Here is a 26,440-nt window from a genome sequence, read left to right on the forward strand (position 1 = left end):
CTAATCCCGACACGCCAACAAAAACACACATTTTGTCGTTTAACCCGCAAATGAGACCGATGGTCCGGAGATGGCAGTAACAACTCCGGGCCACCGGCCCCTACGAAAAATTCCACCACATAACATGAACAACATCAAGGACATCTTGATCTCGCTCGCTCTCGCATGCATCATCGTCTGGCTTGCCGTTGAAGGCTATACGGTCTACGCAGCAATCGCAGGCACGTTGCTTGTCGTCGCATGGGTCATCTACCTGATTGCATTCATCATGGGAAGGAACAAGAAATGACAGACCAGACACCCGTCTACCTGTCTCGCTCGGAGTTCGCTCAACGTATCGGCGTCAAAACAGGCACCCTAGCGCGCTACAAAATCCCTGAGCCTGATGTCATCATCGGATCAGGGCCACGTCCCACATTCGGGTGGCTACCCGAAACAATCGACGAGTGGAACGCTAACCGCCCGGGACGTGGCAACTGGTCAAAGCCAACCATTTGACAGCTGGGAATCAGACAAAAACTGCCCTCACAATCCACATGGGAAAGTGAGGGCGGTTTTTCTGATTTTCAGACAATAGGCTAGGAGGGCTGGTCAGGGTTTGTAGCCGATTATAAATGGTTCAAGCGCGATTCCAACCTTTCGTGTGTTTTCTCTGCCGACGCGGTCAGTGCGCGAACGTCGAGTCTGAGCCCATTTGGGGTTAATATCCAAAACCCCGGCACCATTAGGTGACAGGGGTCGGTAGTAGCTTGTTAGCTTTTGTTCGGTCAGGCTTCTTCTAGCCTTGGCATGAAGAACTCGTACCAGTATGGTTCTTCTTCTCGCAGGATCTGAATCTGCTCTGGGGTGAACTTAGAGGGGAAATCAGTCCACAAGTTGAAAATTGTTCTCTTGTCAAAAGTAACAAGAATGGGGCCGCGCAATGGTGATCCATCATCACTGAGCTCAGCTACTCTCCATACGCGACGGCTAGAATCGTTGACGTTATGGATTGCATAGTCACTATTTAATGTCACCGCGATTCCAACCTTTCGTGTGTTTTCTCTGCCGACGCGGTCAGTGCGCGAACGTCGAGTCTGAGCCCATTTGGGGTTAATACCCAAAACCCCGGCACCATTAGGCGACAAGGGCTAAAAGAAAGCGGAGCAGACCGGGCTAGGTGCCGGCAATTTTACCCAGCTGGAATGCATGAAAACTAGCGTAATCTTCATCGTCTTCGCGTATCTTCGGCGAAGTCCATGCCAGATACTCGGTCTCGAGAGACTTCGGAAGCCTCTCCTTCGACTCTGTGAGGGAGTAGAGCATCTCATGCAATGCGATCGTCGACTCTTCATCGATCGTCGAATAAAGATCCGCAACGAACTTTTCGCCAAGAATTACTGCTGCCCGTGTTGTCTTCCAGAAATCAAACAGAGTAAACGCAAGGCGCGTCTGTTGCTCATAGGAAGAAGTCGTTTCGGACATACCTAAAGCGTACCCTTCACACGCCCATTGTTGGATAAACGGAGGAAACTCAGTCTTTCTCGGTTTGCTATCACGCCGTTTGTGGCGGGGTGGTGGGGTGGCGCGGGTGAGGTTTCCCTTCTTTGGTCAGATAAAGTTTGCCCTCAGCGCTGTGAGATTGCCCCTCTTCGGTGCTTCGCCTCTTTTATGTGCGCTTCGCTCAGCAAAGTATCTGACAGAGTGTCATAATAATTGTGTGTATGGCATTCGTTCGTTGATCCACATCAAAGGTCGTTGAAGTATGAGCGCAGTAAACCAGAGTTCTGAAGCAGCGCCCACACGCCGTGACTGGATGGCTCTAGCAGTCCTCTCCATCGGTCTGGGGCTCATTGTCCTTGACGGCACAATCGTCGGAGTTGCTCTTCCCGTTATTATTGGGGACTTGCAGCTGAATATTACCGACGCGCAATGGGTAAACAGTCTCTATGCAGTCCTGCTCGCAGCGCTTCTGCTTTCGACGGGCAACTTGGCTGATAGGTGGGGGCGTAAAAAGGTATTCCTGATCGGTATCGTCGTGTTCGTAGCGGGAAGTTTCTTAGCTGCCCAATCCGAAACCGCGGGGGTTCTGATCTCGTCGCGCGCGGTCCAAGCATTGGGGGCGGCTTTCATTATGCCCTCAACGCTTTCAACGGTAAATGCGGTATTCCGTGGTCGATATAGGGCGGCGGCATTCGGTGTCTGGGGTGCTGTTATTTCCGGCGCTGCCGCAGTTGGTCCGCTTGCGGGTGGAGCGCTGACTCAGTGGGCCTCGTGGCCGTGGATCTTCCTGGTCAACCTTCCGATTGGTGCGCTGGTATTCGTCGCTGCACTGTTTACCGTGCCGAATACTCGGGGGAAGAGTGGGCGTCCCGGCATCGATGTTGATGGAGCCATGCTCAGTGCGATTGGCTTCGGAGCTCTTGTTTTCGCCGTTATCGAGGGTCCTGACCTTGGGTGGTGGACTCCGAAGGGTGAATTCAGCATCTTTGGGTGGAATTGGCCGACAACTGCAGCGCTTTCTCCCGTCCCTGTTGCCTTGGGAGTCGCAGTGATTGCGTTGGCCCTCTTCGTGATGTGGGAACACCATCGTGAGAAGGTTCAGCGCACAGCTCTTCTTCGCCTGGGCCTCTTCCTTCTGCCGACCTTTGCGTGGGGGAATGTGACTGCCGGAATGGTCGCGGTGGGAGAATTCGCGATCATTTTTGTTCTTCCCCTGTATCTCATCAACGCGCTTGGCTTGGACATCATGGGCGCGGGGCTCGTCCTTGCGGCGATGGCAGTTGGTGCGTTCTTGTCGGGTGCGTCTGCGCGATATCTTGCGGCGAGGTTCGGCGCTCCGGCGACAGTATTGATCGGGCTGGCTCTTGAAGTGATAGGCATTCTGGTTCTCGCACTTCTTGTGAGCCCGACGACCCCGGGGTGGGTGATTGGCGTGCCTCTGACCGTCTATGGTCTTGGACTTGGTCTTGCATCAGCGCAGTTGACGGGCACGGTACTTCGGGATATTCCTGTTCAATTCTCCGGTCAAGGATCGGCGACCCAGAGTACGGTCAGGCAGATTGGTTCGGCTTTGGGAACTGCTGTTGCGGGGGCCATGCTCTCCGTTTCACTGTCGATGTCTCTTCCTCAAGCGCTTGAAGACGCCGGACTGACAGGGGAGGCGTTCGATTCCATTGCCGAGGCAACGCGCTCGTCCGCTGGCGTCATGATCGTGCAACTGCGAGCTCAAGGCGATCACAGCGTCCTTGGCGATCAAACTGCTCTCACTGTGGAAGCGCTGACGAGGGGCTTGAGTGATGCCACAAGCTGGGCGCTCCTGGTCGCGAGCCTCTTCCTTGTCATCGGCTTTGTCGGTGTACTACGCCTACGCCGTGCGTCCATGATTTCTTCTGGCGACGAGGCAGGATGAGGCAGGCAGATTGAGCGGGTCTCCTTCTGGGAGCTGGCGCGTCCCATTATTAGGGATTCTGGTATTAGGGATTCTGGGTGCGCAAAAGTAAATACTGGAGTGGACCCCGTTATTGGACAGTTTGACGGTTGTGTTTGTGTCCTGAATTGAGGTGTTGGTGTATTTCGTTGGAGTTTGGTTGCGGGGAGCGGGAAAGTGCCACCTCCCACTCCTCTTTGTCAGGCTATGCGACCGGGTAGTGCCTCGTACATCACGTGACGCACCCCAGCGGAAACTCCTCGCGATAATTCCTATAGGCTCGAGATGAAGACCCCAGAACTTTCACTGGTGAAAGCTACATTGTCGGGGGTTATGTATTTGAGAGCCTAGGGATCCTTGAGCTTCCGCGACTGACGAATGACTGGTCTATGGATAACTCTTTGGAAACTTCGAAGGTGGAGTCGCCCCCGATTAGTGGAGTTGCGCGCATTTAAGCCATAAACCTGGTCTCGATAGGGACATTGACGCGGGTCTGTCGTAAACTAGGCGAGTTGTCATGCGCCCGAATTGGGTGCTCCCGCAAATTTGAAACGTTTTGGAGTGCACGCACGTGAAGAGCACCGTTGAGACTCTCGAACCCACCAAGGTTCGCCTGACCGTTGAGGTTCCCTACGAAGAACTGTCCGATGAGATGAACAAGGCCTACAAGGACATCTCCGGCCAGGTCTCCATCCCCGGTTTCCGTAAGGGCCACGTGCCACCTCGCATCATCGACCAGCGTTTCGGTCGCGCAGCCGTCATTGAGCAGGTCGTCAACGAGGTCCTGCCGGGTCACTACTCGGATGCAGTCGCAGAGCATTCGCTTCGCCCGATGCAGCAGCCGCAGGTCGAGGTCACCGAGATCCCGAACACCACCGGCGAACAGGGTGGGCAGCTGGTCTTCACCGCTGAGGTCCCGGTTGTGCCGGACTTCGAGCTCCCCGAATTCGACGAGAAGACCGTTGTCACCGTCGACACCACCGAGGTTACCGACGAAGACGTCCAGAAGGAACTCGACGAGCTCCGCTCTCGCTTCGCAACCCTGAAGACCATCAACCGCAAGGCCAAGACCGGCGATTACGCAACCATCGACATGGTTGCCACCATCAACGGTGAAGAGGTCGACTCGGTCGCAGACGTGTCCTATGAAATCGGCTCGGGCAACATGCTCAACGGTCAGGACAAGGCTCTGCGTGGCACCAAGGCGGGCGACGAGGTTTCCTTCACGTCCACCCTCAAGGGCGGCGACCACGAAGGTGAAGAAGCAGACGTCACCATCACCGTGAAGTCCATGAAGGCGCGCGAACTGCCGAAGGCAGACGACGACTTTGCTCAGATGGTTTCCGAATTTGACACCATTGACGAGCTCATGGAAGACCTGCGCACGCAGGCTGGCCAGTCAAAGACCTCGCAGCAGGCGCTACAGGCCCGCGACAATCTGATTACCGACCTCCTCGAAAAGGTTGAGATTCTTCTTCCTGAAGAGGTCATCGAACACGAGGTTTCGCGCCGCGTCTCCGAAGGTGCCAAGCCGAAAGAAAAGAAGGAAGCACGCGCGGCCGTCGAGCGCGAACTGCGTTCTGAACTCCTCTCTGAGGCAATCGCGAAGAAGTTCGATGTTCAGGTTTCCCAGCAGGAACTCATCGACTACGCGATCCAGATGTCGCAGAACCTCGGCATCGACATCAACCAGCTGTTCTCCTCCTCGCAACAGATGGCAGCAGTTGTCGCAGACCTCGGACGTTCCAAGGCTATGATCGAGGCCCTGCGTCAGGTCACCGTCAAGGACACCGAAGGCACGGTCGTTGACCTATCTGAGTTCTTCGGCGACGTTGCAGAGGAAGAAGCAGAAGCTGAAGAGGCAGAAGAGACCACTGAAGCCTGATTCAAGCATGCGCTAGCAACGCGCTAGTGAGTGTGGCCGGTACTTTCGGGTACCGGCCACATTGCGTTTGGTAGGCCTCATACTGCTATGAGCACTGCGCCTACAGCGAACAGAGGGGGATTGGCTGAGCCTTGTCCGCGTGAAACCGATAAGTTATACCCAGTGGGATCTGAAAGCGGATCCATTCGACCAAGGAGAATCCTCGTGAGCGACCAGGCTGTAATGGCAGGCGGTGGCGTGCAATCGCCGATGGGTCTGTCCGACTCCGTGTACCAGCGACTTCTTGCAGAACGCATTATTTGGCTGAACGGCGAGGTCCGTGATGAAAACGCCAACGCGATCTGCGCCCAGATGCTTCTGCTTGCCGCCGAAGATCCGGACCGCGACATCTACCTGTACATCAACAGCCCGGGTGGGTCGGTGACCGCAGGCATGGCAATTTACGACACTATGCAGTACATCAAGCCTGATGTTGTCACTGTTGCGATGGGCTTGGCTGCTTCGATGGGTCAGTTCCTGCTGACCGCGGGCGCGCCGGGCAAGCGTTTCATCACCCCGCATACTCGCGTCTTGCTCCACCAGCCTCTTGGTGGTGCCGGTGGTAGCGCCACTGAGATTCGTATTAACGCGGACCTGATTCTGAAAATGAAGAAGGAACTCGCCGAGATCACCGCTGAGCGCACCGGTAAGTCCGTTGAGCAGATCGAACTGGACGCGGACCGTGACAATTGGTTCTCGGCGTACGAGGCTCTGGAATACGGCTTCGTTGACAAGGTCATCGTGAACCCGCAGGAAATTAGCACGCTCGGCCAGGATGGAGAAAACTGATGAGCACCGCCCCATACTTTGAAGGTATCGCCCGTCAGATGCCGCAGGCTCGCTATGTTCTGCCGAACTTCGAAGAACGCACCGCTTATGGTTTCAAGCGCCAGGATCCCTACGCCAAGCTGTTCGAGGATCGCATTGTGTTCCTCGGCGTGCAGGTTGATGACGCCTCTGCTGACGACGTGATGGCGCAGCTTCTGGTTCTGGAAAGCCAGGACCCGGATTCGCTGATCACCATGTACATCAACAGCCCCGGTGGTTCCTTCACCGCGCTGACCGCAATCTACGACACGATGCAGTACATCAAGCCGCAGATCCAGACCGTGTGCCTTGGTCAGGCCGCATCGGCTGCAGCTGTTCTGCTGGCGGCCGGTTCGCCGGGCAGGCGCCTGGCACTGCCGAATGCTCGTGTTCTGATCCACCAGCCGGCCATGGAAGGCATGCAGGGGCAGGCGTCCGATATCCAGATCGTTGCTGACGAGATCGACCGTATGCGCGCGTGGCTGGAAGATACGCTCGCGCATCACTCGGGCATCCCGGTTGAGCAGGTTCGTCGCGACATCGAGCGCGACAAGATCCTGACCGCTACCCAGGCGAAAGAATACGGCCTGATCGACCAGGTTCTTCAGTCCCGCAAGGGCGCCTGAAAAGCGGTGAAGACGGCACCTCGTCACGCGCGTGACGAGGTGCCGTCTTCACCGCTCAGAGGGAGGGCGTCAGACGGCGTCGTCGCGGCCATCGACTCCGTATCGCGCGATGATGCGGAAGCTGAGGAGCTCTGCGACGACGACGGCGCTCGACACCACGGCGAGGGAACGGCTGAGGACATGCACCCTCCCCTCATCGGGACCGAAGAGCCAGACGAGGAAGGAGACCGCGAAGACGGTGAGACTGACGGCGAGCCCGAAACGGCGCGCAATCCGCCTGCGCTGCCAGGTGCGCAGCTCAGGCTCCTGAGCGGATTTCGGCTCTCGATCGTCTAGCACTTCGTGCTGACCCACACCATGAGGGCGTCGAAGCCGTACGCATAGATGAAGGCCACGACTGCGGCACCGGCCGCACCGGCGGCGAGCGCCGTAGCCAGAGCAGCCGACCAACCTGCGTGATGAACGAGAGTCACCACCCAGATTGCGTACGAGCACAACAAGGTCGAATTCGATGCGGCGAGCATCGGTGGGTGGGGGGCGTCGTCGTTCGGAAGGATGAGCGGCGATGGGGTCGCCGTGTCCTTCAGGGATACCAATTGAGCCGTGGAAATAGGCTCGATCGATGTCGGTGAGAATCCCGGCGGCGGGGGGAGGAGGACCTCGTCGCCGCCGGAGTAGGTCACCCGGAACAGACCTGATGAGGCATCGAACTCGGCTGTCACGCTCTGACCGTCAACTTCGATGGTGGCGTGACCGTTTCCAAGCGATTTCATCGTGAGGGGGTTGACGGGATCGGCAAGTTCGAAGTCTTCGATGCTCGCGATTGACAATAGTGGTGTCTGCGGTTGCGGAGAGGCTGCGAGGGATGAGGGTGTCATGAGGCTTGTGACGAGGAAGAGAGCGCAGGTGACAACTAGAGATTCGGTAATGAGGATCAGCTTCTTGTACACGGGTGCGCTCCACATCTGCTAGCTCCCATACAGTGTGACAACTCACAGTCTAGGGAAACTGCCATGCGCATCGCAATGCCTGGCTCATTGGAATTTCAGGAATTCGATCGGAACCGTCGAGGCGCCGCGGAGGATGCTCGAATGACGCCGCGCGCCAGATGGCGCACGGCGTCTGCCTGCTATAGGCTGAACCGCAAGGAAAGCGCCAGTCGGCGCTCACAATGAAGCGGAGGAACCGTGGCTCGACTGACCGACGGAGCTGAACTGCTCAAGTGCTCGTTCTGTGGAAAGAGCCAGAAGCAGGTGCGCAAGCTCATCGGCGGGTCCGGTGTCTACATCTGCGACGAGTGCATCGACCTCTGCAACGAAATCATCGCTGAGGAATTGGGCAAGGCTCCCGAAGAAACCTCGGAACTGCCCCTGCCGAAGCCGATTGAGATCAACGACTTCCTGAATTCGTGGGTGATCGGCCAGGATCGTGCGAAGCGTGCGCTGTCTGTCGCGGTCTACAACCACTACAAGCGTGTGAAGTCGCGTGACGCTGGACATGCGGAAGACATGCAGGGGACCAAGTCGAACATTCTGTTGCTTGGCCCCACGGGTACGGGCAAGACTCACTTGGCGCGTTCGCTGGCGCGTATGCTTGACGTTCCTTTCGCAATCGTTGACGCGACTGCGCTGACGGAAGCCGGCTACGTTGGTGAGGACGTCGAGAATATTCTTCTCCGTCTGATCCAGACCGCGGATGGTGACATTAAAAAGGCTGAACGAGGCATCATCTACGTCGACGAAATCGACAAGATTGGCCGTAAGGGCGAGAACGCCTCGATCACACGCGATGTTTCCGGCGAAGGTGTCCAGCAGGCTCTACTGAAGATTATTGAAGGCACGGTTGCTTCGGTGCCACCGCAGGGCGGACGCAAGCACCCGAACCAGCAGTTCCTGGAGATCGACACGTCGGGCATCCTGTTCATCGCAGCGGGAGCTTTCGCAGGCATTGAAGAGATCGTGAAGGCTCGCTTGGGTCAGCGTTCCACCGGTTTTGGTTCAGATCTGAAGTCTGCTGCCGAAATGGGTGACCTGTATAAGGAGATCACCCCAGAAGATCTGCACAAGTTCGGCATGATTCCAGAATTCATTGGTCGTCTGCCGATCCTGACGTCCACGCAAGAACTGACCGAAGAAGACCTCGTCCGCGTCCTGACCGAGCCGACGAACTCTCTAGTCCACCAGTACCAGCATCTTTTCGAGCTTGACGGCATTGATCTGGAGTTCACACACGAGGCGCTGCTCGAGGTTGCAGCCTTGGCAAACGAGCGTAAGACCGGTGCCCGTGGCCTGTCGTCGATCATGGAGAACACACTGTCTGACCTGATGTTTGAGCTGCCCAGTCGTGACGACGTGGGGCGCGTTGTGATTACGCGCGAGTACGTTCTTGGTGAAGGTGAACCTGAGCTTTACGTCGAGCGCGCTCATCAGATTCGCACCGCCTGAACCGGACGGGAAACTAATGGCAGAAGAAACGCAGATCAGCGCCCACACGTCCGGAGACGCTCTGATCGGAACAGGCATCCCTGCCGAGCTGGCTGACGCGCGTGGAACCATCGACAACATCGATGCTGCGCTCGTCCATATTCTTGCTGAGCGTTTCCGCTGTACCCAGCGAGTCGGACACATCAAAGCTCTCCATGATCTTCCGCCGGCTGACCCGGCACGTGAAGCACGACAGGTTGCGCGCCTGCGATCGCTCGCCGAAGAATCCGGCCTCGATCCCGACTTTGCGGAAAAGTTCCTTGCCTTCATGGTGAAGGAAGTTATTCGCCACCACGAAGACATCAAGGCCGAGTACGACGAGGGGGCGCGCCTCTAAAACGCGCGCCGGCATCCCTCAGGCCATTGCGGTGCTAGAGAATTTCGACCCCACGAATCGTCACCGCCGACACCCATTTGCGCGGAGGTGAATCGGGTCAGAGGCGGGGAATGTGCGAACGCCCCCGCCTCGTTTAGCCCTCTCAGGGTTGTTTGATGAAATTCTGCGCGGGCTCCCCGATAGTTTTCAGGTAGCTTTCAGGGTTGTGGACTGTAATCTATTCAGGCAGTGAGAACCATTGCTGATAAGCAGTCCTCAAGGAGTTTTTTGATGAAGAATCGCACGCAGACGCGCGCCCTTGCCGTCATCGCCGTCACCATGGCGACGGTCCTCAGCGCATGCGGATCGACCGGCTCGTCCACCTCGTCCGCGTCCAGCACCGAGAGCCAGAGCGCAACGGCCACCAACGCGGCCAGCAACGACCCCAATCTGCTGTTTGCTCAGTGCATGCGTGACAAGGGCTTCGACGTGCCCGACACAGGCCTGACGCCCGATCAGCTCAACGATCACTCCACCGCCTTCGACTCTGCCCTCAACGAGTGCATGATGAAGGTCTCCGGTCTGACCGGCGAGGACAACATCGCGAACGACCCCGCAGCGCGCGAGTCAATGGTCAAGGCAGCGCAGTGCCTGCGTGAGGCCGGATACGACGTCAAGGACCCGCAGGCCGGCGAAGGCATCAGCGTCAAGGACATCCCTGAGGATGTGCTCAACAAGTGCTTCCAGCAGTCAGGGGCCGCCAAGTGAAGCGTTCGCGAACCCTACGCCCCGCGGCACTCGCGATCCTGGCGATCGGCGCGCTGAGCCTGTCCGCCTGCTCGGGCACCAACACAGACGCCCAAGCCCCCCAGTCCTTTGACGGCGCGACGGAGACCATCACGAAGGGAGACCTGGTGGGGGAGACCACTGTCCAGGGAAACCTCCACTACGCTGACTCCTACACACTCAAGAGCGCCTTCGAAGGCGTTGTCACCTCCTTGCCCACGCCCGGCACGTCCCTCACCCAGGGATCGCACGTGTACACGGTCGCCGGCAACAACACGTACCTGCTCCACGGCTCTATCCCCGCCTGGCGCACGTTTGAGGAGGGCATGGGCAACGGCGAGGACGTCACCCAGCTGGAGACCGCGCTGTCCGAGCTCGGCTATTTCGAGGCCACCCCCGATGCTCACTTCGACTGGAACACGATCGTGGCGATCCAGAGGTGGCAAAAGGCCCTCAACCTGCCCCAGACCGGCTCGCTGCCGCTGGGCACCATCCTCTTTGCACCTGAGGACCTGCGTATTGGTGCGCTGAAGGCTCGCGTCGGCGACAACGCGACGATGGAGACGGACCTGTTCACGGCCTCGTCCTCGCGTCAGGTCATCTCTGCGAACCTGAAGCTCTCCGACCAGGCCCTCGGCGTCGTCGGAAACTCAGTGACCGTGCGCCTGCCCGGCTCCGCCACCACGACGACCGGGACGATTACCTCGGTCGAACCCCCGCGCGAAAAAGCCGGCGAGGAGGAAGCCGAAGAGACGACCAAGGAACGAATCATTCCGATCACCGTCACCCCCGATGACACCTCCGCCCTCGAAGGGCTCCAGGAGGCCTCGGTCTCCCTGGGCTTGACCTCCGAGACTCGCACAGACGTGCTGTCCGTGCCCCTCAGTGCGCTCGTGGCCCTAAGTGCCAACCAGTTCGGCGTCGAGGTCGTGGATGAGGCGGGCAAGATTCGTCGGGTCCCTGTCACCGTCGGCCTGTTCGCGGGAGACCGCGTCGAAGTGAGCGGCGACGAGATCGCCGAAGGCCAGCGCGTGGTGGTGCCCAACCGATGAGCCACATCCTGCAACTGACCGACGTGCACCGGTCCTTCGGCAGCCCGCCCGTGCACGCCTGTAACGGAGTATCCCTGGCCGTCGACGAGGGAGAGTTCGTCGCCATCGTCGGGCCGTCCGGCTCCGGAAAATCCACTCTGCTCAACCTCATCGGAACGCTCGACCGACCCACCTCGGGCAGCGTGTGCATCAACGGCACGGACGTGTCCTCCCTGCGTGACACGGAGCTGTCGGGAGTGCGATCGTCGCTGATCGGTTTCGTGTTCCAGCAGTTCCACCTGACGGCCGGCGTCTGCGCCCTCGACAACGTCGCAGACGGACTGCTCTACCGGGGCGTGCCCCGTGCCAAGCGACGCGAAGCCGCACGTGAGGCTCTGACCCGCGTGGGCCTCGGACACCGCATGGACCACAAGCCCCACCAGATGTCGGGCGGTGAACGCCAGCGCGTCGCGATCGCTCGTGCCATCATCGGGCACCCGGCCCTACTGCTGGCCGACGAGCCCACCGGCAACCTCGACTCGCGCTCGGGCGCGTCCATCGTCGCCCTCCTGCGCGAGCTCAACGAAGCCGGCACCACCATCATTGTGATCACCCACGACAACGACCTGGCGGCCTCGCTGCCCAGGCAGATCGCCATCCGCGATGGTGAGATCGTCTCCGACTCTGCACACCCGGGAGGTGGCCTTGATGAGTGAGAAGAACTCAGGAACCGGCCGTTCCGCCCTGCGCTTTTCGGACGTCGCGCGCCTGGGCCTGACGGGCCTGCGTGCTCGCCCCATGCGCGCCGTGCTCTCGGCCCTGGGCATCGCGATCGGCATCGCGGCCATGGTTGGCGTCGTCGGCGTCTCCGCATCCTCGCAGGCCCGCCTGCAAGAACAGCTACGAGCACTGGGAACCAACATGTTGACGGCGCGCAGTGGCGCGGATCTGTCGGGAACGGACCTCATCCTGCCCGAGGACGCCGTGGGCCGCACTCTCATGATCCCGGGCGTCACCGACGCGGCCTCGACGTCGACGCTAAGCGGCGTCTCCGTGTACCGCTCGCGCCTGTCCGACCCGAACGCGACCGGCGGCATCATCACGATGGCGGCCGACACGAACCTCCTGAAGGTCGTATCCGGGACCATGAAGAAGGGGACATGGCTCAACGATGCCACCGCGAAGTACCCGGGCGTCGTCCTGGGCTCGAAAGCCGCGCAGTTGCTCGGCGTCGTCGAGCCGGGCACCCAGGTGTGGTTGGGTGGCATGTCGTTCACCGTCCTGGGCATCATGGATCCAGCACCCCTGGCCGAGGAACTTGATAACGCCGCCCTCATCGGCGTTGCCGCCGCGGGTACGTACTTCGACGCGGGTAAGACCCCCACGACGATCTATGAGCGCTCCTTAGAGGAACAGGTGGAGAATGTCCGCGAGCTCCTCGGACCGACGCTCGCCCCGCAGGGCGCCACCGGCCTGAAGGTCTCACGCCCCTCCGATGCACTGGCAGCCCAAAACGCAGCCGACCAGACGCTTACGACCCTGCTCGCCGGCGTCGGCTCGATCGCACTGCTCGTCGGTGGCATCGGCGTGGCCAACACAATGATCATTTCCGTCCTGGAACGTCGCAAGGAGATTGGCCTGCGCCGCTCGCTCGGCGCCAGGAGGGGACACATCACCGTGCAGTTCTTGGCCGAAGCCCTACTACTGTCCTTCCTCGGAGGACTCGCCGGATGCCTCATCGGCGCCGGCGTCACCTGGGGCATGTGTTACGCGTACGGTTGGCCGCCCACCCTGCACTGGTGGGTGATCGCCGCAGGCCTCGGCTCCACTCTCCTTATCGGCGCCGTCGCCGGGCTCTACCCCGCGATCCGAGCGGCCCGCACGCCACCCACAGCGGCGCTCGCCTCGCAGTAGGACGCCCACACAAGAAAGCCGTGGCCGGCTCGCCAATCCCGACACCGAGCGGGGAAGTGCGAGCCGGCCACGGCCTTGTTCATGGGCGCGTCAGTCCTGCACGGGACCGCCGTAGATCTCGTCGATGACGGAGGCAAGGCGGCGCGTGGCCTCCAGGCGCTTGATCTTGAGCGAGGGTGTGAGCAGGCCGTTTGCCTCCGTGAAGTCGGTTGTGAGGACCTTGATCTTGCGGATCGACTCGGCGCGCGAGACGTGCTTATTCGCCGAGGCCACCGCCTTCTCCAGGGAGGCCAGGACCTCGACGTTCGTGGCCGCCTCCGCCACACTCATCGGGGGCAGTGAGTGCGTGGCGAGCCAATCGGGCAGCATCTCCGCGTCCAGCGTGATGAGCGCGGCGATGAACGGCCTCTGGTCCCCCACGACTAGGACCTGGGAGATGAGGGGGTGGGAGCGCATCGGGTTTTCGAGGGCAGCCGGGGCGACGTTCTTGCCGCCCGCTGTCACGATGATCTCTTTCGCGCGGCCCGTGATGGACACGTAGCCGTCGCGGTCTAGGGACCCCAGGTCGCCCGTGCGGAACCAGCCGTCTTCGGTGAAGCAGGCGGCTGTCGCCTCGGGGTCGTTGTGGTAGTGCTGGAAGACGCTTGAGCCCTTGAGTAGGATCTCGCCCTCGTCGCTGATCTTGAAGGACATGGGTGGCAGGGCCGGGCCCACGGTGCCGATCTTGGACAGACGAGGCGTGTTGACCGAGACCGGGCCGACCGTCTCTGTCAAGCCGTAGCCCTCCAGAACGGGGATGCCGACGCCACGATAGAAGTGGGCGAGCCAAGTGGCCAGGGGCGCGCCGCCCGAGACGATGTAGTCTGCGTTGCCGCCCACCAGGCGGATGATCTGCTGGTAGACGAGCTTATCCGCCAGCGCGTGCTGAGCCTTGAGGGAGGCGCTGGGGCCTTCCTCGGTGTCGAGGGCACGCGAGTAGGCGATCGCGATCTTGGCGGCCCAGCGGAAGATCTTGCGCTTGGGGCCGGAAGCCTTCGTGTCCGCCGAGTTGTAGATCTTTTCCAGGACGCGCGGGACGACGAGGAGATAGCTCGGCTTGAAAGATGCCAGGTCGTTTAGCAGGTTCTTGATGTTGGAGGCGTGGCCAAGCACGCCGTTGCCACTGATCTGGAAGACCTGCAGGAAGCGGGCGAACACGTGGGCCAACGGTAGGAAGAGGAGTAGGCGTGAGTCTTTGCCGGCGGCGATCTCTGGCATCCACGAGTGGGCGTTCAGGCATAGGTTCGTGAAGTTCTCATGGGACAGGACTGTGCCCTTGGGCGTGCCCGTCGTGCCCGACGTGTAGACGATGGTTGCGATGTCGTCCTTGGTGAGGGCCTCTGAGCGGGCGAGGACGCGCTCGCGCGGGGTGGCCGAGCCCTCCGCGATGAGGGTCTCGATGGCCTCGGAGTCCAGGGAGAGCACGTGGGTGTTGTCTCGGTTTTCTCGCTCTGCTGCCGCGCGCACGATCTCTGCCATGGACACGGTTTCGGTGATGATGAGGTTGACGTCCGCGTCGACGAGGACGTGGGCGACCTGGTCGATGGAGCTGGTCTCGTAGATGGGTACGGGGACGAGGCCGGCCGCCCAGCACGCGAAGTCGAGGAGGGTCCACTCGTAGCGGGTGCGGCTCATAATTGCGACGCGGTCGCCGGGTTCGAGGCCTCGCGCGATGAGGCCGGCGGCGAGCGCGTGCACCTCATCGTAGAAGTCGCGCGCCGTGATGGAACGCCACGTGTCGCCGATACCGATCTTGCGCAGGATGAGGGGGCGGGTGGCACCGCGCTGCACGCGCTCTTTCAGCAGGTGGGGGATCGTCGTGTGATCGTCGATGCGCACTAGGACGGGGGCGTGCCACTCGAGGGCCTTGGTGGTCGTCTGCGCCTGCGTCGTCTTGTCGTCGTTGGACGAGGCCGGGGTTTCTTCGGCTCTCATGTCTGCTCCTTGGTCGCTGGGCGGTGTGCGCTGCGGGACGGAGCCAGCGACGCTACTACTGTTTTCCCTATCCTACGCGCCCGTAGAGTGGGGGAGGGGGACCGTCTTTAGGGGTGGGTGTCTTTGCCTTGGGTGGTGGAGTCGCGGATTTGTGGCTTTGATGCTGTGTATTTCGGGCATTAGCCCTGTCTTTCAACGGTGCGTAAAACGAGGGGCCGCCCGTGGTTTCCCACGGGCGGCCCCCAGCAGCCTAACGCTCAGCCCTTGCGCTTGGCAGGAGCCTCGCCCAGCTCGAAGGATTCGACGACGGCCTCGGTGGCCTCAGCGTCATCGGAGGCGGTCACGGTCAGGGCGTCCACGGCCTTTGAGGCGGCCTCCAGGTCACTCTTCACGGACTCCAGAGCCTCGACCTGAGTCTGCGGGGCACCCACTGTCACCGCCAGGAACGGCGTACGCGGCGACACCTTCGCCTCAGACTTCACGCGACGCAGGGCGATCAGAGCGGAGGACGCGGCCTCGAGCACCGAGGGATCGCCCTCGACGCCAGCCAGGTCAGCCACGACCGGCCACGGAGCGGTGTGCACGCTACCCTCGCGGTACCAGCTCCACACCTCTTCCGTCACGTACGGCAGATAGGGGGCGAGCAGACGCACGACGTTGTCGATAACGATCGCCAGAGCCGCGCGGGCGGACGCGGCCGAGGCCTCGTCCCACGCGCCATCACGGTTGTAAGCGCGCTCTTTGACCAGCTCCAGGTAGTCGTCGCAGAACGTCCAGAAGAACGACTCCGTGACCTCGAGCGCGCGAGAGTGCTCGTAGGACGCTAGGGCAGCCGAGGCCTCGTCGATGACGGAGGCGAGTGTCGCTAGCACCGAACGATCCAGTGGCACCGTCACCAGCGCCGGATCCAGATCAATCGCCGCGCCCTCACCACCCATGGTCAGAGCAAACTTCGAAGCATTCAGAACCTTGATTGCCAGACGACGACCGATCTTCATCTGCGCTTCATCGAAGATCGCATCCAAGCCCAGTCGAGCGGACGTCGCCCAGTAGCGAACCGCGTCCGAACCGTACTTTTCAAGCAGACCCATCGGGGTGACCACGTTACCCTTGGATTTCGACATCTTCTTATGGTCAGGATCAAGGATCCAGCCCGAGATACCAGCGTGCTTCCACGGAAGTTCACCGAACTCGAGGTTTGCGCGAACAACGGTCGAGAACAGCCAGGTACGAATGATGTCTTGACCCTGAGGGCGCAGATCCATCGGGTACGTACGGCTGAACAGATCCTCGTCCTCGAGCCAACCACATGCCAGCTGCGGGGATAGTGACGACGTTGCCCACGTGTCCATGATGTCCAGTTCTCCCACGAAACCGCCGGCAACGCCACGCTGGGCTTCCGTGTATCCAGCCGGAACATCAGACGAAGGATCGACGGGCAGTTCGTCTTCAGTCGGCGTAATGATCTGGTTGTAATCGACCTCGCCGGCCTCGTTCACCTTGTACCACAGCGGGAACGGAACACCGAAGAAACGCTGGCGGGAAACCAGCCAATCATTGTTCAGGCCAGTCACCCAGTTTTCGTAGCGTACACGCATGAAATCGGGGTGGAATGCCAGCTCGCGACCGCGACCAACCAGCTCTTCGTTCAGATCCTTACCTGACGCCGGGTTCGTCCACGGCTTGCCCCCGTTACGGATGTACCACTGGCGCGAGGTCACGATTTCGAGCGGCTTATCGCCCTTCTCGAAGAAGTTCGTCTGACGCATCGTCTTCGTCGGCTCACCATGCATCTCGCCGGACTTAGCGAGCATCGCAACCAGGGTCTCGCGTGCGGAGAACGTCGTCTTACCGGCGATCGCCTCGAATGCTGCGATACCTTCAGCGGACGTGATCCACTCGGGCGTTTCAGCGATGATACGGCCATCCTTACGCAGGATCGCGCGCAGAGGAAGGTTGAGGTCACGCCACCAGTCGATATCCGTGGTGTCACCGAAGGTACAGCACATGGCGATACCAGCACCCTTATCCATCTCGGCCTGTGGATGAGGAAGAACAGGAACCTCAACACCGAAGACGGGGGAGGCAACGGTCGTGCCGAACAATGGCTTGTAACGCTCATCATCCGGGTGAGCAATAAGGGCAACACACGCGCCGAGCAACTCCGGACGAGTTGTCTCGATGCAGACGTCCACGCCGTTCTCCACGGGAGCACCGGCAGCGACAGCCTTCGCGGCAGCATCAGCATCCGTCAGGTGGAACGCCAGACGGTGGTAGAAGCCCGGGTATTCACGCGACTCAAGCTCAGCCTGAGCAACAGCGGTCTGGAACGTAATGTCCCAAAGGCCGGGAGCCTCGCTCTGGTAGGCCTCACCGCGAGCCAAGTTGCGCAGGAACGCAGCCTGAGCGACCTTGCGGGCGCGCTTACCGATCGTCTGGTAATGCTGTTTCCAATCCACGGACAGACCAAGGTAGCGCCACAGTGCCTCGAACTGTGCCTCATCTTCAACCGTCAGGCGTTCGCAGAGCTCAACGAAATTCTTACGCGAAATCGGTTTTTGATCACGAGCCTTGATCGACTTACCTTCGCCACCCTCATGCGGGGGAACAAAGTCAGGATCGTAGGGGAGCGTCGGATCAACGCGAACACCAAAGTAGTTCTGCACGCGACGTTCAGTCGGCAGGCCGTTGTCATCCCACCCCATCGGGTAGAAAACGGACTTACCCATCATGCGCTGGTAACGCGCAATAACGTCAGTGTGGGTGTAGGAGAACACGTGTCCAACGTGAAGAGAACCCGAAACCGTGGGCGGCGGAGTGTCAATCGAGTACACCTGCTCGCGCGTTGCCGTACGATCGAAATCGTAGGTACCTGCGTTCTCCCAGCTCTCACCCCACTTGTGTTCCAAACCTTCAGCGCCAACACGGTCAGGAACCGTCGGGGCTACAACAGAAGTCGGGGTCGAAAGACGGCCACCCATATCAATATTCTCCATCCGAGTCGTGGACATGTACCCCACTAGAGTAGTGGGATTTCAGGGGGAAAACCAAACGTGCACATCGGGTATTCGCGACCTTTCCACCCCTGGCGATCAATCAACGAGGCCCGGGTAGGAACCTCGTCAATGAAACACAAAAAGGCTGGCTACGAAGTCTCCTTCGTAGCCAGCCACGCGAGTGTGAAATCCTCAATCAGAGAACAACAGCAGCAATCCAACCGCCGATGAGCAACGGAATGTTGAAGTGCAGGAACGTGGGGATCACAGTGTCCCGCATGTGGTCGTGCTGACCATCAACATTCAGACCGGTTGTGGGGCCAAGGGTTGAGTCAGAGGCAGGCGAACCAGCATCACCCAAGGCGCCCGCAGTACCGATCAAAGCGACCGTCGCAACAGGGGAGAAACCGAGCGTCGCACAGAGCGGAACGTAGATCGCAGAAATAATCGGCAGGGTCGAGAACGACGAACCAATGCCCATCGTGATGATCAAACCAACAAGTAACATCGCGAACGCTGCGATGACTTTGGAACCGGCGAAAAGATCAGCGGTCTGCTGAACCAACGGTTCAATTGCGCCGGATTCGTTGAGTACTGAGGCGTATCCCTGAGCGGTGATCATGATCAGACCAATCAGGGACATCATCTTCATGCCACCAGAGAAAACGTCATCAGCTTTCTGCCACGGAACAACGCGCATAAACAGCAGGATGCAGAGGCCAACAAGCGCCCCCACAAGCAATGGGTCAGCAGCAGAATCAACCAGCGTCAACCCGGTCTGAATAACAAAGCAGACGATGATTGCAAACAGCGCAGCCCACACCTTACGAGGCTCAATTGTTTCGATCTTGCGCGTGTATTCGCTAGTAGTGGGCTTGTACTCACGTGACTTCCCATAGGAGAAGAACGCGATGATCAAACCAACAAGCATCGAAAGAGCGGGGATACCCATTGCGACAACCGGGTTCACACCAGTGAGGTTCATCCCAGCTTTTTCAATGTTCGCAAACAGAATGTCATGCAGGTAAATACGACCGAAACCAATCGGCAGGAACATGTAGGTGGTGATAATACCGAACGTGATCGCCGATGCAACAAGACGACGATCCATCTTCAACGTGTTCATCACGCCAAGAATTGGCGGGATTAGAAGCGGGATAAACGCAATGTGAATCGGGATCAGGTTCTGACTCATGATGCCCATGGCAACAACACCCGCAACGATGCTCCATTTCGTCACGGAACGAATGCGTTCACCTCGAGAAGGGTCAGCGCTCTTCATCTTCGAAACAAGCCAGTCGGCAAGCAATTGAGGCAGGCCGGAATGCGCAACCGCCATGGCGAAGGCGCCAAGCAAAGCATAGGAAAGCGCGATCTTCGCGCCACCAGCTAGGCCATCCTGGAAGGCAACCATCGTGCCTTCAATGCCCATATGTGCGGTCAGACCCGCAACCAGAGCAGCAATGAACAGGGAGATAACGACATGCACACGCGCAATCGAAAGCGCGAGCATGATGATGACTGAAATGACAACAGCATTCATTGGGAGATGGGATTTTCTTAGTCGGGTTCGCGCAACTGGAAGTGATTACGCGCAGGACAGACAAAGATCAGGAAGACACTTCCTGATCGCGTGCAATGGCAGCGTCGACAGCTGTAACAAGTGCGGGGGACAGACCGGTGTTTTCAGCGGCCAGCAGACCGGCAATCGTGGTGCCACTGGGCGAGCAGACCGAATCAATAAGCTGGGCAGCATTCACACCGCGTTCTTGGCTTGCAAGAAGCAGATCCGCTGAGCCAGCAACAGCTTGGGCGGCAATCAAGGTGGCAGAAGACTTCGTCAACCCATGTTTCACGCCGGCTCGGGCAAGCGTCTCAATAATCTGGAAAACCCACGCGGGCGAGCAACTTGCCAACGCCATAAACGCAGGGAATTCTTTCTCGCTGATTCGCACGGTACGCCCGACAGCGCCGAGCAGGCGTTCGGTTGCTCCAAGCTGAGCCTCGGTTGCATCCTGAGAGCAGATTGCGCTCATTGACTGGCCAACCTGTGCATTGACATTCGGCATCACGCGGATCAACGGAACCGCTGCGCCGAAATCGTGGAGCATCGAATCAAGGGTGCGACCGGCAGCCAAAGAAACAACGGCCATATCTGGACGCTCGCGAACGATATGAGCGATCTGTGCGATCACTTCAGGCTGAATATGAGGTTTCACCCCAAGGACAAGCAGATCAACCTGATGAGCGAGCGAACCATTGGATGAAGCAACCTGCCCACCAACTTCGCGGGCAAGCGCCGGAGCATGGACACCATTCGCGTCAGTGAAAAGGAAATCAGCTCCGTTCATTCCAGCGGCAACCGCACCGCGTGCAATTGCGGCGACCATTGAACCGGCTCCAATAAATCCGATGCGCATGTCGATTCCTCTTTCAGGCTCTGCTTGATGAAGAAGCATCTCGCAGTGGATAAAGCGAATTGCTCGCCACTGCTGTGTTCCTTAAGCCCTTAGCCTAGTTGGAATAGGCCGTAGCGTGCGCGCCTGTCCGATTTGGAGCCCTACTCAAAGTCAGCGTTTGTCGCTCCCTGACGCAAGCCGGTGCCCACATGGATGTCGGCGCAATCGGAGTTGGGCGACCTGATTCATTGAGAACCGTGACACCTGCTTGTCCGGTACCACGATGTGTCAGAACCTCGTCCAATGCCAAAGGCGTTTCGGGGAATGTCTGAGCTTGACGTTCTGCCTTTCATCCTCAAGGAGAACGAGGCCGGGTGGCGTGACTCACGCCAACCTGTTGATAGCCGGATAAGTTATCCACAGTTTTCTCATTACGTAGGTACGTGAGGAGGTATTGCTTCTTAGTGTGTGCGCATGAATGTCACGAATCGTCTGAATGTCGCTCGTCTGACCGAGGCAGTGTTTGAGCCTGAAGATGAGGATCCGCTCGATGAGCCACGTCCCGAGTGGAAGGTGCGTCTGCTCCCGTCGGTTCAATCGATGATGCTACTGGGAGTCGTTGTTCTTCTTGTTGCGGGGATCGGCGTGTGGAAAACAACCACGGCATCGTCGGCGAAACAGATGAATGACGGTGGAGACTACGCCAGCACTGAGTCTGCGCAGTCGATTCAGGTAGCGTCATCCGCCGGCCAATCCGCGTCGCTTCCGGCACCTCAACAGAGCATAGAACAGGTCACCGTTTATGTGACGGGAGCGGTCAATTCCCCGTCCCTAGTGACCCTAGAAATGGGCAAACGGGTCGCTGACGCACTCGAAGAAGCGGGCGGAGTGGCAGAAGATGCCGATGTTGAACAAGTAAATTTAGCGCGCCCACTGGTGGACGGGGAACATATTGTGATTCCTCGGCTGGGCGAGGTCGCACACACACCTTCTGATTCCTCGTCGCCGACCGCATCAACAACTGGGAGCTCATGTATTGACCTGAATACGGCCGATGTTGGTGCTCTCGAGCAGTTAGATGGCGTTGGTCCGGCACTTGCCCGGCGAATCAAAGAGTTCCGAGACCAATCCGGCCCGTTCCAATCGGTGGATGACGTTGATGCGGTGCCGGGGATAGGACCAGCACTACTAGAGAAGATCCGTTCTCGGGTGTGTCAATGAAACCGCCACCGACAATGCATGATTGGCGTCTTGCCCCCGTGGCGGTGGCAGTCTGGTGCGGTGCCCTCTTCGGAACGAAAACGGACAGCAACACGGCCGTAACTGCTGTTGCGGGCGCTACAAGCCTGGGGTGCGTGTGGATGCTGGCATCGTTGAATGCGGTTCAGCCACGCCAAGGGCGTCACAACCTGATCCCATTTGGTTCCCTGCGAGCCCTGCTAGCACTGGTTAGTTTTGCCACTGTTGTGGCCGTGTGTTTGGGAGCGGTCGCTCACAACAGTGCACGGCGCACCGAGGTCTTCCAAGCGGCTCAAACTGGATCGCTGATCACGATACGTGGCGAACTAGAAGATGATCCATCTGAAGTCTCAGGGCAGTTTTCGTCAAATTCGCAGATCGTTTCCCTTCGCGTGACACACGCAGGCACACAATCGATGCGACCAACTAGCCCTATCAAAGTGCGACTAACAGGAAGCCACTGGCCCTCTCTCTATCGTGGGGACACAGTTGAAACTAGGGGAGTGATCGACACTGAGTTCAGCGCGCATCTTCCTTGGGCAGGAATCATTCACACCTCGAAACTGAAATGTGTTGCTAGGCCACAAGGGTGGCGAGCTGCGGTGCGAAGAATTCGCACCGGCCTCGTCGATCTGGTTGCTGACTTGGAACCTCAAGCGCAAGCTTTGGTTCCGGGAATGGCAATCGGTGATGACTCTGCTATGACGAAAGAACTGAAGGAAGCTTTTCGCCGGACCTCACTGTCGCATTTAACTGCAGTCTCCGGCTCGCATTTGGCGATCATCATGGGAGTTGCCGCCCTCGTCCTACGAGGCCGCACACGTTTTCGTCTGTTCGGAATCGCAGCAATTCTGACCATCGTGGTTGCAATAGTTGGGGCAACGCCTGCAGTAATGCGAGCGGTACTCACCTCGGCGTTGGGGATTGGGGCAGAGTTTAGCGGTAGGGGAAAACAAGGGGTGACGACGTTAAGCGCAGTCACCATCGGATCAATCCTGTTCAACCCGTGGGTCGCAAGTAACTTCGGTTTTTCACTCTCCGTAGCGGCGACCTTTGGAGTTGTTGTGATCGCTCGGCGCCTCCTCGATTATCGGCGCAGAAGAATCCGCTCAGATACACGCATCGGCAAAACAATTGGCATCGCGATTGACTACTTGGCAATCCCAGTCAGTTGCTATGTGATGACTTTCCCCATCCTGCTTCTTGCCAACCCACGCGTCCCGGTATACGGCATACCGGCGAATGTTATGGCGTCGGTAGCGGTTGCGCCGGCGACATTGCTGGCGATCGCGGCAACATGCCTGCTTGGAGTCTCTCCTTGGCTCGCTCACGCGTGTGCGCAAGGATCAGCGTTCTTCACGCGGTGGATTACGAACGTTGCTTTCTTCTTTGCACACCTTCCAGGGGCTAGTCATCAGCTTTCGCACCGTGATGTGATCGTCGCTAGCATTGTGAGCGCGACACTGGTGCTCTACTGGAAGCGTGCACTCGTCATCCCCCTACTACGTAGAGTGCAAACGCATGTGTACATGGAACGTGTCAGACTTATAGGGCGTGCGAAGAAAGAGAGGTAATCAATGGGTAGTCGGGGAACTAAACCGTCAGCTCCGGTTGCTATTGAACTGGCTCCTATTGTCCTGATTAAGGGCAAAGAAGGGCTGCTGATCGATCGCGCTCTTGATTCTCTGCGCTCGCAGGCGCGTTCTGCAGATCCAAACCTTGAACGCACAGACCTGAACGCTGCCACCTATCAGGCGGGTCAACTGGACATGATTGCCTCGCCATCACTGTTTGGTGAAAGCCGACTGGTGATCATTCGTGACCTTGAAACGATGAGCGACGCTCTTGCCAACGACCTCTTGACCTATATTGCGGCCCCTGCCTTCGATGTGTGGCTTCTTCTGGTTCACCCCGGCGGAAACGCAAAGGGAAAAAAGGTCACCGATGCTATCGCAAAAGCTAAATTCCCCGTTATCCCCGCAGAAATCATTAAATCTGACCGAGACAAGCTTGAGCTGATCCGCTCTGATGTTCGCCGTGCTCATCGTCAGATGGATCGTGATGCGATGCAAGCGATCGTTGACGCGCTTGGCTCCGACCTGCGCGAAATGGCGGCCGCAGTTGCCCAGCTTCTCTCTGACTGCGAAGGCATAATCACGCTAGAGGACGTGCGTCGCTACCACGCGGGACGCATTGAAGCCAGCGGATTCGAAGTAGCCGATGCGGCCATCGCTGGTGAAACATCGCGAGCCCTCACCCTTGTACGGCACGCGTTCGCTACGGGTGTTGAACCTCAACAGCTTGTCGCCGCCCTGGCAATCAAGATCCGACAGATGGCGAAAGTATCTGCCTCATCAAGCGGACGCGGAGTCAACGTGGGAATGCAACCGTGGCAGGTGAATATCGTGCGTAGCCAGTTGCGGGGGTGGAACGATCGTTCGCTCGCAGGTGCTATCCAAGCGGTTGGACTTGCAGACAGTGAAACAAAAGGCTTGTCCCGCGACCCGCGCTACGCAGTTGAAAAGGTCATTACGACGATCTGCCGGTTGCATCGAAGGCGTTAAACTAAAGCTCGCGGGTGAACGGGTTATCCTACACGTCCGTCCGTTGCCTGATGAACACGTCGTATAAAAACACTTTGGGGTCGCATCTAACGTGGATGCGACCCCAAAGGTGAAGAATTAGCGATCAGCCGAGCGAAGAAACTCGCTTTGCAAGCTTGGACTTGCGGTTAGCGGCCTGGTTCTTGTGGATAACACCCTTGGAAACAGCCTTATCCAGCTTGCGGGAAGCGGTCTTGAGGGACTCGATTGCGAGCTCCTTGTCTCCTGCTTCAACAGCTTCGCGGGTCTTGCGAACGAGCGTCTTGAGCTCGGACTTCACAGACTGGTTACGAAGACGACGCTTCTCGTTGGTGCGGATCCGCTTGATCTGAGACTTAATGTTCGCCACAGTCGGAAAACTCCTTGCTTGAAGTGATTACAGGGTCGGTGAGGGCTGTGTCAGAACCGGGACTGGGACGTGGGGACATCCGCAAACGGTTCGGACCAGACCCCCTGCCCGACCAGGCCGGGAGTCCGACTAACAACGTTACCAGCGCGATACGCCGAGCGCTATTTTCTTAGCGGAAAGTGGGCGTGAATGCGCTCACTAAACGCGCTTATGCGTGTGCTTCAAAGCCTCAGAAATCTCAACCTCGTCAATGCCACTGTCGCGAGTGGTAGACGAAGCATACGAAGAATGGGACTTCTTCGATCCTGAGCCGGACTTTCGTGAAGTGCTCGTACGACGGTGCGAAGTTATCCACACAGTGCACACCCCCTGAGTTATCCACAATTTGCCACTGGGAAGATGGCGCACTTTTCATCGAAGGCAGATAGTGGGTGCACCAATTACCAATGCGTACAAGGAGGAACGCGATCATGGCACTTCAGTTCACGTCTGCCACCCCTATCGACGAGGCAGGGAATCCCGCCGATTCGCATGCCCCTGACTGGGGTGGGAGTGGCACGGGTTTTTCGCACATGCGTGTGCGCGAGCGTATGGAGGAGGCACTCCAATCAGACTCGGGCGAGGTGATCGCAAAGATTGAGGAGCTGGTCAAGGACGAATCAGTTGATGTGCGCGAGCGATTGACGATTGCTCGGGCACTTGTTGATTGGTATGCGCTCAATGACCAAGCAACCGACTGTCTTCGCCTGGCACGTATCGCTACCGAAATCGGACTGAACAACCTGGGACCGTTGGATGAGGATGTGTTGGTTGCCCGTAATTCTGAGCTTTACTGGCAGGCGACGCTGGGAAAATACCACAATATCGATAAGAACTACCGGATTCTGATTCGCGATGTTGAGCATGTCCTGGGGAACCACAGCGAGCTCGCGTGGGCGGTGCGAACAAATTCCGCGATGCCCGCTAAAGCTAGGGGCGACTTTACAAAGGCCGTTTCAATTTATCGGCGCGTTGTGCGCGATATGGGTACGTGCTTGGCCGAAGACGACTCGCTGGCGATGAGTGCGCAAGACAACTTGGCTGAAGCCTTGGTGCTGGCTGATAAGTACGACTCTGCACTAAAAATTTATCGAAGCCTGCATGGGATCTCAAAGAAGAAGTGGGGGCTTCAAGACGGAAGAACTCTTCGCCTACGCGGGGAGATTGCTCGAACAAAATTCTTGCTGGGGCGCAGAAAACAGGCGATGAAAGAGTGGAAGCAGACGTTCGCTGACTGCCTAGAGGTCCTTGGGGCGCATAATCCGCTGACACTTGAGATTCATTGTGTTCTTCTTGCTGCGTCGATTGATATGGATGATTCGCAGGCGGTTATCGAACTTTCAGAGATGCTCGTCAATGATCCCCCCGAGGAATTGGAAGGAGAAGAGATCGAAAGCTTCCGCCAGATTAGTGAAAGCTATCGTCAGATCGGAGCGATGGAAGGTGAAGAGTAGGGATGCAGCGCAGTTCTTTTATAGGGAAGAACGTGATGTGCGCGAGGTCGCGCGCTCATAGTTGGCACTTGGGGGCGCGTTAATGGGACGA

25 protein-coding genes and 1 pseudogene are annotated in these 26,440 nt (G+C 58.6%); 16 read left to right on the forward strand and 10 right to left on the reverse strand.

Annotated features, from left to right (window positions below; translation table 11 throughout):
• Window positions 1-124 precede the first annotated feature (124 nt).
• A complete protein-coding gene (locus PG731_RS05460; RefSeq protein ID WP_006681313.1) occupies window positions 125-289 on the forward strand; it encodes a hypothetical protein in 165 nt (54 codons plus the stop codon).
• Complete coding sequence (locus tag PG731_RS05465) at window positions 286-498, forward strand: helix-turn-helix transcriptional regulator (RefSeq protein ID WP_270772653.1); 213 nt, start codon at window positions 286-288, stop codon at window positions 496-498. Before PG731_RS05460 ends, PG731_RS05465 begins: the two co-directional genes overlap by 4 nt.
• Window positions 499-767: 269 nt before the next feature.
• Here the strand turns inward: PG731_RS05465 and PG731_RS09230 are convergent, their stop codons facing one another.
• Together PG731_RS09230 and PG731_RS05470 are read right to left on the reverse strand one after the other, a co-directional pair.
• Window positions 768-1,016, reverse strand: coding sequence for a DUF7675 family protein (locus tag PG731_RS09230; RefSeq protein ID WP_442952654.1), 249 nt, complete (start codon window positions 1,014-1,016; stop codon window positions 768-770).
• A 139-nt stretch (window positions 1,017-1,155) separates the two neighbouring features.
• Complete coding sequence (locus PG731_RS05470; RefSeq protein WP_270772655.1) at window positions 1,156-1,464, reverse strand: hypothetical protein; 309 nt, start codon at window positions 1,462-1,464, stop codon at window positions 1,156-1,158.
• 280 nt (window positions 1,465-1,744) lie between these two features.
• On the opposite strand from PG731_RS05470, the gene PG731_RS05475 reads away from it, so the two are divergent.
• From PG731_RS05475 to PG731_RS05490, 4 genes are all read left to right on the forward strand, one after another.
• Complete coding sequence (locus PG731_RS05475) at window positions 1,745-3,391, forward strand: MFS transporter (RefSeq protein ID WP_270772657.1); 1,647 nt, start codon at window positions 1,745-1,747, stop codon at window positions 3,389-3,391.
• A gap of 589 nt (window positions 3,392-3,980) precedes the next feature.
• Window positions 3,981-5,294 carry a trigger factor gene (gene tig, locus PG731_RS05480; protein WP_270772659.1) on the forward strand — a complete coding sequence of 438 codons (1,314 nt, stop codon included), beginning with the start codon at window positions 3,981-3,983 and terminating at the stop codon, window positions 5,292-5,294.
• A 222-nt stretch (window positions 5,295-5,516) separates the two neighbouring features.
• A complete protein-coding gene (locus PG731_RS05485) occupies window positions 5,517-6,122 on the forward strand; it encodes an ATP-dependent Clp protease proteolytic subunit (protein WP_101627434.1) in 606 nt (201 codons plus the stop codon).
• A complete protein-coding gene (locus tag PG731_RS05490) occupies window positions 6,122-6,766 on the forward strand; it encodes an ATP-dependent Clp protease proteolytic subunit (protein ID WP_270772660.1) in 645 nt (214 codons plus the stop codon). Before PG731_RS05485 ends, PG731_RS05490 begins: the two co-directional genes overlap by 1 nt.
• 69 nt (window positions 6,767-6,835) lie before the next feature.
• Here the strand turns inward: PG731_RS05490 and PG731_RS05495 are convergent, their stop codons facing one another.
• Together PG731_RS05495 and PG731_RS05500 are read right to left on the reverse strand one after the other, a co-directional pair.
• Window positions 6,836-7,105, reverse strand: coding sequence for a hypothetical protein (locus tag PG731_RS05495; RefSeq protein ID WP_270772662.1), 270 nt, complete (start codon window positions 7,103-7,105; stop codon window positions 6,836-6,838).
• Window positions 7,099-7,731 carry a hypothetical protein gene (locus PG731_RS05500; RefSeq protein WP_270772664.1) on the reverse strand — a complete coding sequence of 211 codons (633 nt, stop codon included), beginning with the start codon at window positions 7,729-7,731 and terminating at the stop codon, window positions 7,099-7,101. The genes PG731_RS05495 and PG731_RS05500 overlap by 7 nt, the downstream gene beginning before the upstream one ends.
• Before the next feature lie 222 nt (window positions 7,732-7,953).
• Here PG731_RS05500 and clpX point away from each other — a divergent pair, with 222 nt between their 5' ends.
• From clpX to PG731_RS05530, 6 genes are all read left to right on the forward strand, one after another.
• Complete coding sequence (gene clpX, locus PG731_RS05505) at window positions 7,954-9,210, forward strand: ATP-dependent Clp protease ATP-binding subunit ClpX (protein ID WP_270772667.1); 1,257 nt, start codon at window positions 7,954-7,956, stop codon at window positions 9,208-9,210.
• 16 nt (window positions 9,211-9,226) lie between these two features.
• Entirely contained in the window at window positions 9,227-9,586 is a 360-nt protein-coding gene (locus PG731_RS05510) for a chorismate mutase (RefSeq protein WP_270772669.1), read from the forward strand.
• Window positions 9,587-9,856: 270 nt separating this feature from the next.
• Complete coding sequence (locus tag PG731_RS05515) at window positions 9,857-10,333, forward strand: hypothetical protein (protein WP_270772670.1); 477 nt, start codon at window positions 9,857-9,859, stop codon at window positions 10,331-10,333.
• Complete coding sequence (locus tag PG731_RS05520) at window positions 10,330-11,403, forward strand: peptidoglycan-binding protein (protein ID WP_270772671.1); 1,074 nt, start codon at window positions 10,330-10,332, stop codon at window positions 11,401-11,403. The genes PG731_RS05515 and PG731_RS05520 overlap by 4 nt, the downstream gene beginning before the upstream one ends.
• Window positions 11,400-12,098 carry an ABC transporter ATP-binding protein gene (locus PG731_RS05525; RefSeq protein ID WP_270772673.1) on the forward strand — a complete coding sequence of 233 codons (699 nt, stop codon included), beginning with the start codon at window positions 11,400-11,402 and terminating at the stop codon, window positions 12,096-12,098. Before PG731_RS05520 ends, PG731_RS05525 begins: the two co-directional genes overlap by 4 nt.
• Window positions 12,088-13,296 carry an ABC transporter permease gene (locus PG731_RS05530; protein WP_270772675.1) on the forward strand — a complete coding sequence of 403 codons (1,209 nt, stop codon included), beginning with the start codon at window positions 12,088-12,090 and terminating at the stop codon, window positions 13,294-13,296. The genes PG731_RS05525 and PG731_RS05530 overlap by 11 nt, the downstream gene beginning before the upstream one ends.
• 90 nt (window positions 13,297-13,386) lie before the next feature.
• On the opposite strand, the gene PG731_RS05535 is transcribed toward PG731_RS05530, so the two are convergent.
• From PG731_RS05535 to PG731_RS09175, 5 genes and pseudogenes are all read right to left on the reverse strand, one after another.
• Window positions 13,387-15,270 carry an AMP-dependent synthetase/ligase gene (locus PG731_RS05535; RefSeq protein WP_270772677.1) on the reverse strand — a complete coding sequence of 628 codons (1,884 nt, stop codon included), beginning with the start codon at window positions 15,268-15,270 and terminating at the stop codon, window positions 13,387-13,389.
• Window positions 15,271-15,527: 257 nt separating this feature from the next.
• Window positions 15,528-18,251 carry a valine--tRNA ligase gene (gene valS / locus PG731_RS05540; protein ID WP_270772749.1) on the reverse strand — a complete coding sequence of 908 codons (2,724 nt, stop codon included), beginning with the start codon at window positions 18,249-18,251 and terminating at the stop codon, window positions 15,528-15,530.
• Window positions 18,252-18,462: 211 nt separating this feature from the next.
• Window positions 18,463-19,809, reverse strand: coding sequence for a Na+/H+ antiporter family protein (locus tag PG731_RS05545; protein WP_270772679.1), 1,347 nt, complete (start codon window positions 19,807-19,809; stop codon window positions 18,463-18,465).
• A 67-nt stretch (window positions 19,810-19,876) separates the two neighbouring features.
• Complete coding sequence (gene proC / locus PG731_RS05550; protein WP_270772681.1) at window positions 19,877-20,686, reverse strand: pyrroline-5-carboxylate reductase; 810 nt, start codon at window positions 20,684-20,686, stop codon at window positions 19,877-19,879.
• A 94-nt stretch (window positions 20,687-20,780) separates the two neighbouring features.
• A pseudogene (locus PG731_RS09175) lies at window positions 20,781-20,990 on the reverse strand (hypothetical protein); the annotation flags it as partial.
• A gap of 149 nt (window positions 20,991-21,139) precedes the next feature.
• Here PG731_RS09175 and PG731_RS05560 point away from each other — a divergent pair.
• The 3 genes from PG731_RS05560 to holA are packed head-to-tail and all read left to right on the forward strand — an operon-like array spanning window position 21,140 to window position 24,468.
• Window positions 21,140-21,886: a helix-hairpin-helix domain-containing protein gene (locus tag PG731_RS05560; RefSeq protein WP_270772683.1), complete on the forward strand. Its 747-nt coding sequence runs from the start codon at window positions 21,140-21,142 to the stop codon at window positions 21,884-21,886.
• On the forward strand, window positions 21,883-23,478 hold the full coding sequence (locus tag PG731_RS05565; RefSeq protein WP_270772685.1) for a ComEC/Rec2 family competence protein: 1,596 nt from the start codon (window positions 21,883-21,885) through the stop codon (window positions 23,476-23,478). Before PG731_RS05560 ends, PG731_RS05565 begins: the two co-directional genes overlap by 4 nt.
• Before the next feature lie 3 nt (window positions 23,479-23,481).
• Window positions 23,482-24,468, forward strand: coding sequence for a DNA polymerase III subunit delta (gene holA, locus PG731_RS05570; protein WP_270772687.1), 987 nt, complete (start codon window positions 23,482-23,484; stop codon window positions 24,466-24,468).
• Between the two features lie 124 nt (window positions 24,469-24,592).
• Here holA and rpsT read toward each other — a convergent pair whose 3' ends face one another.
• A complete protein-coding gene (rpsT, locus tag PG731_RS05575) occupies window positions 24,593-24,856 on the reverse strand; it encodes a 30S ribosomal protein S20 (RefSeq protein WP_006681291.1) in 264 nt (87 codons plus the stop codon).
• A 470-nt stretch (window positions 24,857-25,326) separates the two neighbouring features.
• Between rpsT and PG731_RS05580 the strand changes: the two genes are divergently transcribed.
• Window positions 25,327-26,349 (forward strand): hypothetical protein, encoded by a 1,023-nt coding sequence (locus tag PG731_RS05580; RefSeq protein ID WP_270772689.1) that lies wholly within the window; start codon window positions 25,327-25,329, stop codon window positions 26,347-26,349.
• The last annotated feature ends 91 nt before the right edge of the window (window positions 26,350-26,440 follow it).

The organism is Pauljensenia sp. OF14-1SRA (assembly GCF_027694595.1).
In the GTDB taxonomy this organism is placed as follows: domain Bacteria; phylum Actinomycetota; class Actinomycetes; order Actinomycetales; family Actinomycetaceae; genus Pauljensenia; species Pauljensenia turicensis_B.

Excerpts from the sequence above, each read along its gene's own strand:
- PG731_RS05565 (WP_270772685.1), top strand. The coding sequence starts at position 21,883 with ATGAAACCGCCACCGACAATGCATGATTGGCGTCTTGCCCCCGTGGCG.
- valS (WP_270772749.1), bottom strand. The coding sequence starts at position 18,251 with ATGGGTGGCCGTCTTTCGACCCCGACTTCTGTTGTAGCCCCGACGGTT.
- PG731_RS05535 (WP_270772677.1), bottom strand. The coding sequence starts at position 15,270 with ATGAGAGCCGAAGAAACCCCGGCCTCGTCCAACGACGACAAGACGACG.
- PG731_RS05510 (WP_270772669.1), top strand. The coding sequence starts at position 9,227 with ATGGCAGAAGAAACGCAGATCAGCGCCCACACGTCCGGAGACGCTCTG.
- PG731_RS05515 (WP_270772670.1), top strand. The coding sequence starts at position 9,857 with ATGAAGAATCGCACGCAGACGCGCGCCCTTGCCGTCATCGCCGTCACC.
- PG731_RS05485 (WP_101627434.1), top strand. The coding sequence starts at position 5,517 with ATGGCAGGCGGTGGCGTGCAATCGCCGATGGGTCTGTCCGACTCCGTG.
- PG731_RS05545 (WP_270772679.1), bottom strand. The coding sequence starts at position 19,809 with ATGAATGCTGTTGTCATTTCAGTCATCATCATGCTCGCGCTTTCGATT.
- PG731_RS05465 (WP_270772653.1), top strand. The coding sequence starts at position 286 with ATGACAGACCAGACACCCGTCTACCTGTCTCGCTCGGAGTTCGCTCAA.
- PG731_RS05470 (WP_270772655.1), bottom strand. The coding sequence starts at position 1,464 with ATGTCCGAAACGACTTCTTCCTATGAGCAACAGACGCGCCTTGCGTTT.
- PG731_RS05560 (WP_270772683.1), top strand. The coding sequence starts at position 21,140 with ATGAATGTCACGAATCGTCTGAATGTCGCTCGTCTGACCGAGGCAGTG.
- PG731_RS05490 (WP_270772660.1), top strand. The coding sequence starts at position 6,122 with ATGAGCACCGCCCCATACTTTGAAGGTATCGCCCGTCAGATGCCGCAG.
- PG731_RS05460 (WP_006681313.1), top strand. The coding sequence starts at position 125 with ATGAACAACATCAAGGACATCTTGATCTCGCTCGCTCTCGCATGCATC.
- PG731_RS05580 (WP_270772689.1), top strand. The coding sequence starts at position 25,327 with ATGGCACTTCAGTTCACGTCTGCCACCCCTATCGACGAGGCAGGGAAT.
- PG731_RS05525 (WP_270772673.1), top strand. The coding sequence starts at position 11,400 with ATGAGCCACATCCTGCAACTGACCGACGTGCACCGGTCCTTCGGCAGC.
- proC (WP_270772681.1), bottom strand. The coding sequence starts at position 20,686 with ATGCGCATCGGATTTATTGGAGCCGGTTCAATGGTCGCCGCAATTGCA.
- PG731_RS05475 (WP_270772657.1), top strand. The coding sequence starts at position 1,745 with ATGAGCGCAGTAAACCAGAGTTCTGAAGCAGCGCCCACACGCCGTGAC.
- PG731_RS05500 (WP_270772664.1), bottom strand. The coding sequence starts at position 7,731 with ATGTGGAGCGCACCCGTGTACAAGAAGCTGATCCTCATTACCGAATCT.
- holA (WP_270772687.1), top strand. The coding sequence starts at position 23,482 with ATGGGTAGTCGGGGAACTAAACCGTCAGCTCCGGTTGCTATTGAACTG.